This window comes from Seonamhaeicola sp. S2-3 (assembly GCF_001971785.1).
In the GTDB taxonomy this organism is placed as follows: domain Bacteria; phylum Bacteroidota; class Bacteroidia; order Flavobacteriales; family Flavobacteriaceae; genus Seonamhaeicola.
Genome location: NZ_CP019389.1, coordinates 1,371,427 through 1,387,899, shown reverse-complemented (window position 1 = coordinate 1,387,899; position 16,473 = coordinate 1,371,427). Strand labels below are relative to the sequence as shown.

Below are 16,473 nucleotides of genomic sequence, written 5' to 3'. Positions count from 1 at the left end.
TCTAGACCACAAATTTAAGAGTTTTTAGCTAGCGGAAGGAATTGTTTTCTAAAATTAATTAATAAAGGTAAGCTTCTGGCTATCATCCAAAAAGTTAGGGCTATAAAAATACCGTTTAGTTTAAAATTAAAATAATCTAAAACATAGAGTACAGGTAAAAAAATTATGAATGTTGATAGCAATAATACATTTCTAAGTAGTTTCATTTTTCCCAGCCCTTTAAACACACCATCAAAAATAAAAGCTATTGCACAAATGGGTTGCATGATGAGTACTATCCAGAATACTGAGTAAAACTCACTTAAAACATGGGCTTCTTTTGTAAATAACAAACCTACAGGCTTGTATATTAAAACCCCAACAATTGCTAAAATAACACCTACTAAAACACCAATTTTAATTAATTTTTTATTTAAAGAAACAAGTTGTTTATAGTTTTTAGCTCCAAATAATTTACCCGATAAAATATTGCTAGCACTAGAATATCCATCAATTATAAATGCGCCTAAAAACCAAAGGTTAATAGCAATAGTGTAGGCAGCTATATAATTTTTTCCGTAGCCAGTAGCAAATCTTGTAGCAAAATAAAGTGTAATGTTTAGCGCTAATGTTCTAACAAATAAATTGAGAACCATACCGGTAAATCGTTTAATTTCTTTATTAAAAGGAAAACTCAATTTTAACGGAATAGAAGTTTTAGTTAATAAAAAATAAACTGACAATAAAGCCATTATAATTTGAGAAGTTACACTAGCGTAAGCAGCACCTTCAATGTACATTGGTTTAATAAAGCCATTAACGCCGTATACTAAAATAAAATCTAAGATAATATTTGCAAGTGCACCAATTATTGCAATTATCATGGGATAATAAGTATTTTGCAAGCCTCTAAAGGTTCCAAAAACAGCTATGGTAAATAGGGTAAAAGGAAATCCAAAAACTCTAATTTGGTAGTAAGTTACACTATAATCTAAAATTAAATTAGATGCATTATAAAGCTTAAAAATGTCTTTAGCAAAAGGAAAAGTGGAGACTATTATGAGTAAACTTAAAGCAGTGACGATAAAAATAGCCTGTGCAGGAAGATTTTTTACCGCGTCTAAATTATTAGCACCAACATACTGAGATACTATTGAAGAAATAGCACTTCTAGTTTGCCCCAACACCCAAATAAGCATAGACATAAAAGTGCCTACAATACCAACGGCTGCTAAAGATTCAACGGCATTTAAAGGTATGTTGCCAATAATGGCTGTATCTGTAATTGATAAGATTGGTTCTGAAATACCCGATATTAATGCCGGAATTGCTAGTTTATTGATGTATTTCAGATTAATGATGTCCGCCAATGTATATGAATTTGTTTATGCTTACTTTTGCAGCAAATTTATTGTAAATTTAACTACAAAACTTTCTAGATATGAAGAATATTTTAGTTCCTGTTGGATCATCTAAAAATGCAGTAAGTCACCTGCAGTATGCCGTTGATTTTGCCGAAGCTTTTAATGCAAAACTATTCATTGTTCAGGTTTATAATGTGTATACTAAAGCAGGAACTATGATGAACGTAGATAAAATTATTCAACGTGAAAGTCTAGAATTTTTAAACGGATTAGTGTCTAAAATTGATAAAAAAGGTGTAGATATAACGGTTAGAAGTTTAAAAGGAAATTTAGTAGACACATTAGAATTAGCAAGTAAAGCAGCTAACATAGACTTAATTTTAGTAGAACCCAGAACAACCTCTGTAAAAGATACTGTGTATTTAGGAAAAACATCTGGTAAAATTATTAAGCAAACACAAATACCAGCACTTATAGTACCAGAAGGATATACATTTAAACCAGCCACTAATATTTTAATGGCTCTAAAATCGGCTATTATAAAAAAGGAAGGAGTCTTAAATCCGCTTAAAGATGTACAGGATAAATTTAAAGCTGCTGTGAATTTATTATTAGTTAAAACGCCATACCATAAAGAACATGATTTTGATGTGAAAGATGATTTAAAATCATTAGTATCTAATATTACAATTACCGAAAATGCCACTACTTTTCAAGGAGTTTTAGAGCATTTTCAATCTCATAACCCAGATATGTTGTGTGTTGTAAGACGTAAAAGAGGTTTCTTTGCTAAGAAATGGGAAAAAAACACTATTCTTAAAAAAGACTTTTATAGTAGCATACCCGTTTTAGTATTAAGTGGATTAAAGTAAAAAGGTTTATAAAAACAATATTAATTTATATAAATTTGTATAATCTTTTAAAAAAGGGGCATTAGCTCAGTTGGCTAGAGCGTTTGGCTGGCAGCCAAAAGGTCATCGGTTCGACTCCGATATGCTCCACAAAAAGAGGCTTTCATTAATGAAAGCCTCTTTTTTGTTTTTTTACCATATTATGGTTTTTATAAATCGAAAAGTCTAGGTAACCACATAGAAATTTCAGGAATATAAGTTATTAGCAACAAAACAAGTACCATTATTAATAAAAATGGCAGCAAGGGCTTGACGACCTGAGAAACGGTTACATTTGCTATACCACTTCCTACAAAGAGAATAGTACCCACAGGTGGTGTACACAAACCAATACATAAATTTAATACAAGTACAATTCCGAAGTGAACAGGATCCATTCCTAAAGCCATAACTACAGGTAAAAATATTGGTGTAAATATTAATACCGCTGGTGTCATATCCATAAAGGTTCCTATTATTAATAAAGTAATATTAATTACAAAAAAGATAGCAAATTTGTTACTAAACTGTTCTAATAAAAAGTTACTAATAAGAGCAGGAATACTTTCAAATGAAAATAGCCAACTCATAGCCATTGAAGTACAAATTAAAAACATTACAACAGCAGTGGTTTTAGCACTATTTAGTAAAATATCAGGAAAACTTTTAAGAGTAACGCTTTTATAGATTAAAGCAAGTATAGCAGCATATAAAACTGCAATTACAGAGGCTTCAGTAGCTGTAAAAACTCCGGCAACAATACCGCCTACAACAATTACAAGCATTAATAAGCTAAAAAATGCTTTTCTAAAATGTTGCCAAACCTCTTTTAGTGTAGCTCTTTGTCCTTTGGCAAATTTTCTTCTTACAGCAACAAAAACTATATAGCCAATTAATGCTAAACCTAATAAAACTCCAGGTAAATAACCCGCTATAAATAAAGCAGCAACAGAGGCTGCACCACCACTAGCAAGAGCATATACAATTAAAATATTGCTAGGAGGAATTAATAATCCCGTAGTAGAAGAAGTAATATTTACCGAAGCACTAAATTCTCTTGGGTAACCTTCTTCTTCCATTCTATCGGTCATTATACTACCAATTGCAGAAGCTGCGGCAATAGCAGATCCTGAAATGGCGCCAAACAACATAGATGCTAAAACATTTACATAGGCTAATCCACCAGGGAGGCTAGCTACTAAAGATTTAGCAAAATTTATAAGCCGGTTGGCAATACCACCTTGTTTCATTATTTCTCCAGCCAACACAAAAAACGGAATAGCTAATAAGGCAAAACTATCTATTCCAGTAGTCATACGTTGTGCAATGGTTGTTAGTCCTGGTAGTTTATCAATATTTAATAATAGACTAATTGTGGTTGAAATTCCAATGCTATAAGCAACAGGAACCTTAAGCATTAAAAGAATAAAAAAACTAGAAAATAAAACAACAATACTTAAAACTTCAATACTCATAGCTCAGTTATTTGGTTTTTAGAAATTTGAGAAATATGGATGACAGAAAACCACATAATTAGTAATCCGCTAAATGGCAAAATAGCATAAATATATCCTAAAGGAATGCGTAAAGTACCAGAGAGTTGCCCTAAATGTAATGTGGTATAAACAAGGTTAAATCCGCCAATAACCATAACTATTAATGCAAATAGGAAAATTAAAACTTCTATTACAATAGAAACTTTCTTTTTGGTTGCTTGTGAGAACTTTCTATAAAGAAAATCCATTGATAAATGGGCTCTTTTAGCATTTAAATAAGCCGCACCTAGAACAGACATCCATATTAATGAAAATCTAGCAAACTCTTCAGTCCATGAAAAAGAAGCTTTTAAAACATATCTTGAAAATACTTGAAATAAAACATCAAAAACAAGTAATGCGAATATGACGATTAGAAAAATTTCCATGAATCTAACCACACTATTAAATAAAGAGTTGGATGGTTTCATACTTAATTAGATTTAATTTCTTTAACAATTTCAGCTAACTCAGGGTGTTCTTTTTGAAACTCTTCTAAAACAGATTTAGATTTTTCGGCAAACAAAGATTTTTCTGGAATAATAATTTCAACACCCGCATCTTTTACAATTTTCATACATTCATCAACAGATTCTTTCCAGAATTTCTTTTGTGCTTGCGCAGACTCGTCAGCAGCTTCTTGTACCCATTCTTTTTCTTGTTTAGATAATTTTTCCCATTGTTTTGTTCCAATTAAAAGAACATCTGGTACAGAAGAATGTTCATCTAAAGTATAATATTTACTAATCTCATAATGGTTTGATGATACAAATGACGGTGGGTTATTTTCAGCCCCATCAACAACACCTTGTTGAATAGCGGTGTATAATTCACCATAAGACATTGGTGTTGCAGCTCCACCTAAAGCATTAACCATATTAATAGCCATTTGATTATTCATAACTCTAATTTTGAGACCACGCAAATCTTCTGGCGTTCTAATGGCTTTGTTTGAGGTGTAAAAGCTTCTACTTCCGGCATCGTAATAACACAAACCACGAAGCCAAAATTTTTCTCCTTTTTCTAATATAGATTTTCCAACTGGTCCTTCTAAAACATCAAACTGGTGTTGTTTGTCTTTAAATAAATAGGGGATACCCAACACATGGTATTCTGGAACAAAGTTAGATAATGTTGCTGCACTTACTTTTGTAATGGCAACACTACCTATTTGTAAAAGTTCTAATACTTCTCTTTCAGAACCAAGTTGGCCGTCTGGAAATATTTTAATTTTTAAAGCACCACCAGATTTTTTTTCTAATGCTTTTTGAAATTCAATAATACCTTTATGAACTGGGTGTGTTTGTGGTAATGTATGTGCTAAATAAAGCGTTTTTGTATCTTCCTTTTCTATGCAGGAGAGTAGACTCATGCAAATTATAAGAGACAAAATAAGTTTAATTTTCATCTTTTTGTGGTTTTAGTTTAGTCTGAAACTGTTACAAAGATAATAAAAATACAATCGATTGTATTGTTTATTTTATGCAAAATTGAAATAGTTTTTTGCGTTATTATAACATATATCTTGAATCATTTTACCTAGAAATTCAAGGTCGTTAGGTACTAATCCTTGGTTTAAATCTTCTGCAATGATATTGCATAAAATACGTCTAAAATATTCATGCCTTGGAACCGATAAAAAACTGCGACTGTCTGTTAACATACCAATAAACTTACTTAAAAGCCCCATGTTTGATAGCACGTTTATTTGTTTTTCTATTCCGTCTTTCTGATCTAAAAACCACCATGCAGCGCCCCATTGCATTTTTCCTGCTATACCCCCAGTATTAAAGTTGCCCATCATGGTAGCAAAGGTTTCATTTTGTGCCGGATTTAAATTATACGTAATGGTTTTAGCTAGTTGATTGGTGCTGTCTAGAGCGTTTAAAAATTTTGATAAGCCCTCAATTATAGGATAATCTGCAATAGAATCGCAACCAGAATCTGCTCCTACCAATTCGTTTAATCTGGTATTGTTATCTCTTATTACCCCTAAGTGATATTGTTGAACCCAATTTTTTTCATGGTATTTTTTTCCTAAATATAGTAACAGGCTAGATCTGTATTTTTGAATTTCAAGTGTTGAAAGTTGTTCGCTATTTATGCCTTTAACGAAAATAGAAGCAACCTCCTGAGGGTTAAACGCTACATAAGAAAACGCGCCGCTAATACCGTAATCTGATAATCTACAGCCATTTTTATGGAAAAATTCTATACGCTCATCAATAGCCTTTAATAATGTTTCGTAATTTGTTATTTCAAAATTAACACAAGCACTTAATTTTTCTATGTATGAAATAAAATTATTTTCACCAATAAAAAATAAAGCGTCTGGTCTAAAAGTTGGGAATACTTTTACGTTAAAGTCGCCTTCAGCTATTTTTTTATGATATTCTAAATTATCTGTAGGGTCGTCTGTAGTACAAACTATTTCAACATTCATTTGCTCTAATAATTGAGCAGGAGTTTTTTCGGCTAAAATGCTATTGGCTTTGTTGTAAATGTTAGTAGCATTATTAGGCTGTAAAATATCATCAATATTGAAGTAACGTTTTAGTTCTAGCTGTGTCCAATGAAATAGCGGATTTCTAAGTGTATTAGGAACTGTTTCTGCCCATTTTTGAAACTTTTCTTCTAATGAAGCATTGCCCGAAATATATTTTTCTTCAATACCATTGGCACGCATACCACGCCATTTATAATGATCTCCTCCTAACCAGGCTTCGGTTATGTTTTTAATAGGCTTATTTTCTGCTATTTGTTTTGGAGAAAGGTGATTGTGATAATCAATAATTGGCATTGATTTAGCATAATCATGATATAGAATTTCGGCTTCTTTAGATTGAAGTAAAAAATTGTCTGTTATAATGTTTTTAGACTGAATTATACTCATAAATTTAACTTTAGTTTAGTACATGCGTTTATATAATTTGAAAAAGTATAATACAGAATTTTAGTGCGATTTTACGAGGCTAAAATAGATTGTGTATACTTTTCGTGTACGCACACGCAAATATAATAAATTCCTTTATCATTGGTTGATTTATGGTTAGCTTTTTTTAATTATTTGCTATTTAGAATTTAAGAAAAAGATAGTTTTATTAACAACTTCTTTTAGTGCTTTTGGCAGTTTATTTGTATCCCAAGGATGACGTGATTCAAATACATGATTAGCACCTTTTATAATTTCTAAAGTGCTTTTTGGATTCCATTTATGAAGGTTTTCTGCTTCATCAATAAAAACACTGGTATCATTGTCGCCATGAATAATTAAATGCGGTATTTTTAGGTTTGATACAGCGTTTTTTATGTTTAAGCGGTCTTTGTTGTTTACAGTATCTAAATAAAATTGATAATAGTGAGGCATTTGTTGTTTAGTGCGTCCATTTAAAACATATTTCACACCAGTTTTTTCCCAAGTTTCAACATCAACATTTGCTATGGTTCTGCTTAAAAAATCAGACACCCCAGCTAAACTAATAATAGCTTTTACTCTATTGTCTTCGTTGGCTTTTATTGAAACTATACCACCACCACGGCTATGTCCTATTAATGCTAATCTATCTAAATTACCTGTTTTTTTTATAGTGGCGTTTTCAAAACACCAGTTAATTACAGATTGTAAATCATCTAATTCTTTAGTGTAATTATTATTTCCAAAAGCCTCTAAATCTGGAAAATCAATAGGTTGCTCAATGGTGCCACCATTATGTGAAAAGTTAAATTTAATAAAGCAAAATCCAGCATTAGCAAAATATTCTGCCATAATGTTCCAAGCGCCCCAATCTTTAAAGCCTTTGTAACCATGGCAAAATATGATTATTGGGTTATTTGTTGTGTTGGCTAAATAACTTACATCAATTAGTATGGGTTTATTATGCTTGCCGTTAATTATAAAATCTTTTTTCTTTAGCATTATATTTCTTTTTCGGTAAATGGTATGTTGGGGTTGCAAATTTCTATAATAAGACGTTTTAATTCATTATTAAAATTATCAATTATTTCTTGAGTAATTAAGGTATCTTTTTTTGCGCCACGACCTACTTTATCTTTTTTAGTGAATTTTAAAAACCCACTGTTTAAATTTTTAAAAGAAATGATACCAGCTTCAATGGGTAATTTAATGTCTTTAGATTTTTGCATCATAAGGGCATAAGTTAGCACTTGAAAACTTTTACTGTACTTTTTATAATCTGTTGATATATCTTCCCAATTTACTATTTCAACATCGGCTTGCTCAACTTTTCCGGTTTTGTAATCTATAATTCTAGTTATGCCATTGTATTCATCAACACGGTCTACTTTACCTGTTATTTTAATACGGAAGTCTAACTCTGGAATTTCAATACTAACTTTGTTTTCAGCTTCAATAGCAATTATTTTTATTTGGTTTCCAGCTTTTAATTCTCTTATTTCTAAATCTAAAAAATTGTGTACGTAGCGCTTTGCTATTTCAAAAATGATTAAGTTTTTTCCCGTTTTAATATCACCTTCTTTATAGATGTCTTTAAAATGATGAGTAACGGTTTTAACTACGTTTTTTTTAAGGTTTTCAACTATTTCAACCGAAATAAAAGTACCTATAAATGGCTTATAAAAATCTTCAAGTGTGTTGTGTACCACAGTACCTAAGGTATTGGCTGCAACGGTTTCTTCTACTTCATCAAACGCTTGTATTTTTAATATTTTCTGATAATAAAAATCGATTGGATTTCTAATATAGTTTGTGAGTGATGATGGTGAAAACCCTTTTTGAGCAACTGCTTTTAGTTTTTCAATAACATCATTGGTTTTTGTAATAATGTTTACTTCCTGTTTAATAACAGGTACTTGTGGTGCTATAATTTGATGGTTTATTTTATGAATATCTTCTAATTCTAATTGGGTTATAAACCTGCTTTTTTCTCCTCCTGTAAGTACATCAGATTCTGTGTTATAAAGAATGTAAATATTTTTAGCACGCTGTAATAATCTATAAAAATGATAGGTGTAAACTGCATCTTTTTCTTTATAGGTAGGTAGTTTGTTTTCAATTTTAACATCAAAAGGAATGAACGAGTTGTTACTTTTTCCAGCAGGAAGAATGCCTTCATTAACACCAGAAATAATTACGGTTTCAAAATCTAAAACTCTAGATTCTAACATTCCCATAATTTGTAAGCCTTGTAAGGGCTCACCTTGAAAATCTAAGGTTTCTGTAGCTAAAAGTTCTTGGTAAACCTCAAATAGAGCTGTAATGTCTTTAATGTGGTTGTATTCTGAATTTAGCCGTTTTAATTCATTAAATAATTCATTAAAACGAAATAAATATTCTAATGAAAGTAAATTAGAGTCCTTGTTTTTATCTAAATAGTCTTTTATAGCAAGAATTATAAGCGAACAGTTGTTTAAGGCTGCTGTAACAGATTTGTCCCAATTAACAAATAGCAAGTCAATAATTTTAAAAGCCTCTTCAGCAATTTCTTTTAATCTGTGGCTAGTAACATAGATGAGGTTATTAGCATCAATAGTTTCTATAATTTTCGAAGCATAATCGGTAGTGTTTATATTAAATAGTGGTCTTATAAACTGATGCGAAATAATATTAATAACATCTTTATAATAAAATGAATTAGATGGTTTTTTATGTAAATGAAATAATGCTTTAAAAAGAGAAGCTAAAGGAATTGATTTTAGCGGAAACCCCATGGTTATATTTAATGCCTGAATATTTTGAGGCAATGAATTAAGAGTAGGGATGAGTAAGTTTTCATCACCTAAAACCACAGCGGTATTTTGTAACGAGGTATTCTTGTTTTTTAACTCATTTAAAAGGCTGCCAATATATTTAGCTTGCCCAATATTTTTTGGTATGCCATAAATAGAAATATTTTTGTTTTTAGAGTAGTTATTTGTAACCCAATTAAAAGGGTGTTTTTTAAAATACAACCAATTAGATTTGTGCTGTTTTGTAAATAAAGCCGCATCATGTTTTGGGTTGTTAAAGAATACTTTATCTATATCCCAGTAAATTTGTGCTATATCATTTTGAAGCAATTCTTGTATAATTGTTTCTTCGGCAGTATTAAGGGCGTTAAATCCTAAAAAAACATGTTGTTGTTTTTCATTAGCTTGAATGTAAGATTCTATATTTTCAACAGCTTCTCTGTAAATTAAGCCTTGATAACCATTTTTTTTCTTTAATAGTCTTTCTGTAAAGTGCGAGTAATACGTGTTTAGTTTTTTCCAGAATGATAAATATTTTTTAATGAATTCTGTTTGGTTTTCTTCTAAAGACCAATGGTTTTGTTCTATCTCTTTTATGGCACTTAAATAGTTGAAAATATTTGCTTGAGGTATAAGATAGCGGTCTATTTCATTAAAATCTTGAATTAAAATTTGCCCCCATTTTGAAAACGACTCGAAAGAATCCTTTTCGTTTTCATTTGTAAGTTGTAGGTATACTTCATAAAATTCAAAAAGAAGTTCTGTATTAGTAATATTTTTTAGTTCAGAGAGATTTTCAACAAACTCTTCTATACTAAGAATGGCAGGAGAAAAAATAGCTTTATCTGTTACCAGAGCTAGTTGATGTTTTAAAAATATTCCTGCACGTTTACTGGGTAATATAAAAGTAAGGCTAGAGAAATCTACGCCTTTTTTTTGTAAATCTTTTAATACATCAAAAATAAAAGTTGTCATTGTATAAAAATAAAAAACGCCTCGGGAATCCCGAAGCGTTTTTTAAAAAGTTATTTAGAGAATTAACTAAATAAATTATTTTACTAAGTTAATTTCAACTCTTCTGTTTTGAGCTCTACCAGCTCTAGTTTTGTTAGATGCAATTGGTTTAGATTCACCGTAACCTTTAGATGATAATCTGAATTGATCAACACCATGAGAAGTTAAGTAATCTTTAACAGAAGCAGCTCTAGACTCAGAAAGTCTTTGGTTTAATTTTTCACTACCAACACTATCAGTGTGTCCTTCAACAGTAAATTTAGCTGTTGGGTATTCGTTGATAATTTTAATGATATCAGCTAATACTTTTTCAGATTCTGCTTTGATAGAAGATTTACCAGTATCAAATAAGATAGTTTTAGCGTACTCATTTAAAGTTTTTTGAACTTCTTCAGTTACTTCAGGACAACCATTGTTTGCAACAGTTCCTTTAACTTTAGGACATTTATCATCTTTGTCTAATACACCGTCACCATCAGTATCTGGCCATGGGCATCCGTTATTTGCAGAAGGTCCAGCAGTGTTAGGACATTTATCATCTCCATCAGCAACACCGTCACCGTCAGCATCAGGACAACCGTTTAAAGCTTTTAAACCAGCTACAGTAGGACATTTATCATCTTTATCAGCAACACCGTCACCGTCAGTATCAGGACAACCGTTTAATTCAGCTAAACCAGCTTCATTAGGACAATCGTCTTTGCTATCTTCAATACCGTCACCATCAGAATCTGGACAACCGTTGAAAGCTTCTAAACCAGCTACGTCTGGACAAGCATCATCTTTGTCGTAAATACCATCTCCGTCAGTATCAGTTCCACCAAATCTAATAGAAATACCAGCAGTATGTTGGAAGTGAGTATCTAAGTAATCTTCAAAAGCGTGTTTGTATGCAGTTTGAAGAGTAAAACCAATATTATCGTTAAACCAAACGTTTAAACCAACAGTTCCGTTTAAAGTACCAGCACCTATTTCATCAATCCAAGTGTAACCACCACCTACACCTACGTAAGGGTCTATAGTAGTACCTTCTAAGAAGTTGTACTTAACGGTACCATCAATACCATAGTAAGATAAATCATCTACTGATGAAGCATCAGGAGTTCCTGCAACCTCACCCCAGCTTTCAATTTTGTTTAATGATCCTGTTACTCCAAAAGAGAACCCATCACCTAAATATTTAGAAACAGCAATTGAAGATAATGAAGGTAAAATGTTGTAGTTGTCTGTGTCTACAAATTTACTAAAGATAGACTCTGAGGCTTCTCCTGTTCCTGTAAATAATGCGCCATCTCCAGAAGGGAAGGCATCTACTGCATTTACCGCTATGGTAATTTGCCATGGATTGTTTTTGTCTTGTGCATCAGCATAATTGTAACCAAGTACAAGTACGAATGCTAACAATAATCTGCTAAGATTTTTCATATTCAAAAGTTTAATTTTTAAGTGTTAATTGTAAACAAAAGTAAGTTGTTAAATGTTATTAACAAAGACAAATATATAAAAAAATCGTACAAAAGCACCGTTATTCGATTGTTCAGAACGATTTTAGATAAAATATTTTGTCTTTTCTTCTAATATAGACACTCTTATAATAAAGAGGTCACATTAATTTTAAATTTTTTATAATTTTTTAATTGTTACCCTATCATCTATATAAACTAAAACTTTATGTTTAACTATTAGCTGCATGTTTTCTAATACATCTTGGTAGTCTTGTAGTTGCTGTACGTGTTTTTTATTTTCACTTCCGGTTTTATAATCTATAATTGTAACTTCATTTTTAGAATTTATATTAATTCTATCGGGTCTAAGTATCATGCCTTCCTTTGTAATGATATCTCTTTCATTATATATGGTATCATTTGAAGTGAAATATTTTTCTAAGAGCGGATGATTTACTATTTGTTTAACAATTTCTCTTAATTCATTTGCCTGTTCATGGTTTATTACAGAGGTGTTTAAAAAATCATTTATTACAAAATCAACATCATTTGTGGTTTTTATTTGTGACATTATATTATGAACAAGATTTCCTTTTTCAATAGCTTTATGTTGATTGGTATTCCATAAAAAGCCTGATTTTGTTACCACTTTAATATTATGTTCTTCTTTTGCTGTAGAAATAAACATTTTTTGGGTTTGCATGTTATCTTGTAAAACAACATTTTCTGATGTTTTTGTTGGGTTTCCAAAGTAGTATTTGAGTTGAGAGTTGTTCCATAAATTAACATGCTCTAAAAAATTAATGAATAAACCCGAATATCTTTTCTTGTTAACGTCTCCTTTTGATGAAATATCTTTTTTTGATATTACATAAAGTTGTTCAACGGCACGGGTTAATGCTACATATAAAAGGTTAATGTTGTCTAACTCAAGTTCAGCTTCATGTTGATTGTAAATTTGATATCCTTCTTCACCAAAATGTTCAAAATCTTTGTTATAATTTAATAAGGTGTGCGTAAAGCCTTGATATTGCTTAGGGTTTAATTCATACCATTGTTTAGCATCTACTTCGTTATAAATATCTAAATCTGCATAAGGAAAAATAACTACTGGAAATTCTAAGCCTTTTGATTTATGGATGGTCATGATTTGAACCGCGTTTTTACCTTTAGGAGAAACAATGCTTAAGCTATCTTTTTTCTTTTCATATAACTCTAGAAAGGCAGGAACATCTGATCCTTTTTTTTGCGAAAATTCTAAAACAAAGTCTAAGAAAAATTGAATATAGGCGTTAGATGTTTTACTTAAACCAAAGTTTCTTATAATAGTTTCAACCAAGTCATAAAGCGGAAGTTGTAATAAATTATTTTTTAAATAGATATTGTAATTTTCAAAGCTTTTAAAAAGTTTATGCAATGGTAATTCTAAATGCGTTGAGAAAAATTGATGTTTATTTTCAATATTTAACAGTGAAGTTAAATAGTTTAAAACCAATACTTTTATTTCAAGATTTTTAGGCTGAACTAATAATTTTAAAAAATTAATTACAAAATTGACCTCTTGTGAATTGCTAATTAGTAATGTTTCTGATGATACAATAGGTATTTCATTTTCACTTAAATAGTTTGCAATGGCCACTCCTTCTTTCTTCTTTCTAACTAAAATGCAAATATCTTTAAGAGAGAACCCATTATTTATACAGGTATTAATTTTTTCTAGGGTAGCTGTTGTAAAGCAAACATCTCTATCATCGGTTTTGTCTAAATCTAAAAAAGTTATTTCTACATAACCTGTATTTTCTATAAAGGTGTTTTGATGTGCGTTTTCATATAATGTTGCATAATCTTTATTATTAAAAACATGGTTTGAAAGGAATTTAAAAAAGCTATTGTTAAACTTTACAATTTCTTTATAACTACGGTAATTGGTTGGTAGATTTTCTACATGTTTTTCTATATGAAACGGGTTATCATTATTAAACAACCCTATAAATTGTTCTGCTTTACCTCCGCGCCATCGGTAAATGGCTTGTTTTGCATCTCCCACTAACATGGTGCTACCATTTTCTGTTGACAATGAGTTGCTTAAAAGCGGTATTAAATTTTCCCATTGTTTAATAGATGTATCTTGAAATTCATCAATAAAATAATGTCTAAATTTTTCACCAATGCGTTCATAAATAAATGGGGTAGGTTGCCCTTTTATTTGGTTACTAATAATGGTATTAAATTCAGAAATTAGCATTTTGTTTTGTTCTTCTTTTAACAATGTTAATTCATTGTTTATGGCATTTAAAACAGATAAAGGTGTTATGTTTTTGTGAAAATTCTTTAAGAATAGAAGGTGATAAACTTGCGCTTTTATTGTTTTATAAGTTATTTCAATTTCTGGCAGAATGGCTTCAATAGTGTCTGCTAAAGTGGGGTTTGTTTTTTTGGGGTATATATTTTTTCTTTCAACAATGTTTTCTTCTAGGTTGTTGTTGTAAAGACCGTATAAGTTAAGTTGAGCTGCTTTTTTAAAATGATTGGGTAAAGTGCTTCTAGAAAAATCTGAATGTTCTAAACCAGCTTCGTTAATTAAGGTAAGTACACTTTCGGCATTTTCAACTATATTATTTTCGGTTAATTTTATATCCTTTTTTAGTTGTGCTTTTAAAGTTATAAAATCTTTAAAGGTTTTTTCTTTTAAGGTTTCTATAAAAGGTATATCATTTTCGTTTACCAAAAGCTTTGAAATTTTGCTTAAATCTAAGGCAATATCCCAGCTTTTATCGTCATCTGCTTTTTCAATAGCAAATTCAACCAAAATATTTGTAAGAGCTTTGTTGGTTCCAGCTTTAGCTATAAGGCTATCTACAGCTTCATTTAAAAGCGCATCTTGGTCTAACTCAACCTCAAAATTTAATGGCAGTTTTAAATCATGAGCAAAAGTTCTAATGAGTTTATGTGTAAAACCATCAATAGTAGAAATATCAAAAGCAGCGTAGTTAAAAATTATGGAATCTAGAATAATTTTTGATTTATTATGAATTACTTTAGGAGCCATCTCTAACTCTTCACAAATAGTGTTAAACATACTATTTGGGTTTATTAAAATGGTGTCATCAGAAAACAATTTAAGAGCTTCTATAACACGTTCTTTCATTTCGGCTACTGCTTTGTTAGTAAACGTTATAGCAAGAATGTGTTTAAATTTTTCGGGGTTGTTAGATGTAAATAAAACTTTTAAATACTCTTTTACAAGTGTAAACGTTTTTCCGCTGCCTGCAGAAGCATTATAAATGGTGAATGAAGGATTTTTAATCATGAATGTTAATTTTATACAAGATAAAAACTATCAATGGTTTCATAACAATATATTATTTTTAATTGCCCTCTTTTATACGTAAATTTGAAATGAAATTAATTAATAATAGATAAAATAAGAAATTATGGCTTTTGAATTACCAGATTTAGGTTATGCATATGATGCATTAGAACCACATATTGATGCACGTACAATGGAAATACACCATACTAAGCATCACGCAGGATATACTAACAATTTAAATAATGCAATAGCAGGTACAGATTTAGAAGGAAAATCTATTGAAGATATTCTTACTAATTTAGACCTAGATAATGCTGCTGTTAGAAATAATGGAGGCGGATTTTACAATCACTCTTTGTTTTGGGCAGTTATGAATCCAGAAGATAGAGGGTATTTATCTGGCGAATTAAAAGACGCTATAGAGTCTACTTTTGGTTCTAAAGATGAATTTATTGAAGCATTTAGTAAAGCTGCAGCAACACGTTTTGGTTCTGGTTGGGCTTGGTTATGTGTTCATAAAGGCGGTAAAATAGAAATTTGCTCTACTGCTAACCAAGACAATCCGTTAATGCCTAGTATTGGTTGTGGCGGAACTCCAATTTTAGGATTAGATGTATGGGAGCATGCTTACTATTTAAACTACCAAAACAGACGTCCAGATTATATTAAAGCATTTTTTAATGTTGTTAACTGGAATGAAGTAGAAAAACGTTATGCAGAAGCAAAGTAGTTAAATACAATTTTAAGTGTTATAAACAATTAAATCGTCTAGATTTTTCTAGACGGTTTTTTTTTATGTCTTTTTACTAAAATTGAGATTTAAAATTTACAAAAACTATCAGGGTTTTTTAAAAAAGAGTGAAAAAGTATATAAAATGAAAAAGGTGAGCTAGAACGCTCACCTTTTTGCCCCAAATCTACCATAAACTTAACCTACTTATGTTATGGTGCTTCAAAGATATATTTGTGCTAAAGACTGGTGAAATATTTTGGGTGAACTACTAATAAATTGGCTTAATAGAGATAAGGTTTAAAAATTAGGGTGAAATGAAATGAAGTGCTTTTTTTGAAAGAATTCTATGTAATTTAGGTGTCTAAATTGCATAAAAAAAGGCGAACGAGAGTTCACCTTTTTTTGCCCCAAATCTACCATGAACTTAACCTACTTATGTTATGGTGGTACCAATTTATGTGTATTTTAGATAACAGGATTATTTATTAGATAAA

11 protein-coding genes and 1 tRNA gene are annotated in these 16,473 nt (G+C 30.6%); 3 read left to right on the top strand and 9 right to left on the bottom strand.

The features are described 5' to 3' along the window. Window positions 1-14 precede the first annotated feature (14 nt). Window positions 15-1,349, bottom strand: a complete 1,335-nt coding sequence (locus BWZ22_RS06455; protein ID WP_076698774.1) for an MATE family efflux transporter — start codon at window positions 1,347-1,349, stop codon at window positions 15-17. A gap of 71 nt (window positions 1,350-1,420) precedes the next feature. On the opposite strand from BWZ22_RS06455, the gene BWZ22_RS06450 reads away from it, so the two are divergent. Continuing rightward, window positions 1,421-2,215 carry a universal stress protein gene (locus BWZ22_RS06450; RefSeq protein ID WP_076698772.1) on the top strand — a complete coding sequence of 265 codons (795 nt, stop codon included), beginning with the start codon at window positions 1,421-1,423 and terminating at the stop codon, window positions 2,213-2,215. 55 nt (window positions 2,216-2,270) lie between these two features. Continuing rightward, a tRNA-Ala gene (locus BWZ22_RS06445) sits at window positions 2,271-2,344 on the top strand. A 59-nt stretch (window positions 2,345-2,403) separates the two neighbouring features. Here BWZ22_RS06445 and BWZ22_RS06440 read toward each other — a convergent pair. From BWZ22_RS06440 to BWZ22_RS06405, 8 genes are all read right to left on the bottom strand, one after another. Further along, window positions 2,404-3,708, bottom strand: a complete 1,305-nt coding sequence (locus BWZ22_RS06440; protein WP_198027656.1) for a TRAP transporter large permease — start codon at window positions 3,706-3,708, stop codon at window positions 2,404-2,406. Continuing rightward, entirely contained in the window at window positions 3,705-4,199 is a 495-nt protein-coding gene (locus tag BWZ22_RS06435; RefSeq protein ID WP_076698771.1) for a TRAP transporter small permease, read from the bottom strand. Before BWZ22_RS06435 ends, BWZ22_RS06440 begins: the two co-directional genes overlap by 4 nt. Before the next feature lie 2 nt (window positions 4,200-4,201). Continuing rightward, window positions 4,202-5,176, bottom strand: coding sequence for a TRAP transporter substrate-binding protein (locus BWZ22_RS06430; protein WP_076698769.1), 975 nt, complete (start codon window positions 5,174-5,176; stop codon window positions 4,202-4,204). 72 nt (window positions 5,177-5,248) lie between these two features. Further along, entirely contained in the window at window positions 5,249-6,661 is a 1,413-nt protein-coding gene (uxaC, locus tag BWZ22_RS06425) for a glucuronate isomerase (RefSeq protein WP_076698768.1), read from the bottom strand. A gap of 177 nt (window positions 6,662-6,838) precedes the next feature. Beyond that, a complete protein-coding gene (locus BWZ22_RS06420) occupies window positions 6,839-7,684 on the bottom strand; it encodes a S9 family peptidase (RefSeq protein WP_076698766.1) in 846 nt (281 codons plus the stop codon). Next, entirely contained in the window at window positions 7,684-10,449 is a 2,766-nt protein-coding gene (locus BWZ22_RS06415) for a PD-(D/E)XK nuclease family protein (RefSeq protein WP_076698765.1), read from the bottom strand. The genes BWZ22_RS06420 and BWZ22_RS06415 overlap by 1 nt, the downstream gene beginning before the upstream one ends. Before the next feature lie 75 nt (window positions 10,450-10,524). Then, entirely contained in the window at window positions 10,525-11,913 is a 1,389-nt protein-coding gene (locus BWZ22_RS06410) for an OmpA family protein (RefSeq protein ID WP_076698763.1), read from the bottom strand. A gap of 198 nt (window positions 11,914-12,111) precedes the next feature. Next, window positions 12,112-15,243: an exodeoxyribonuclease V subunit beta gene (locus BWZ22_RS06405; protein WP_076698762.1), complete on the bottom strand. Its 3,132-nt coding sequence runs from the start codon at window positions 15,241-15,243 to the stop codon at window positions 12,112-12,114. A 124-nt stretch (window positions 15,244-15,367) separates the two neighbouring features. Between BWZ22_RS06405 and BWZ22_RS06400 the strand changes: the two genes are divergently transcribed. Further along, window positions 15,368-15,976 (top strand): superoxide dismutase, encoded by a 609-nt coding sequence (locus tag BWZ22_RS06400; RefSeq protein WP_076698761.1) that lies wholly within the window; start codon window positions 15,368-15,370, stop codon window positions 15,974-15,976. Window positions 15,977-16,473: the final 497 nt, after the last annotated feature.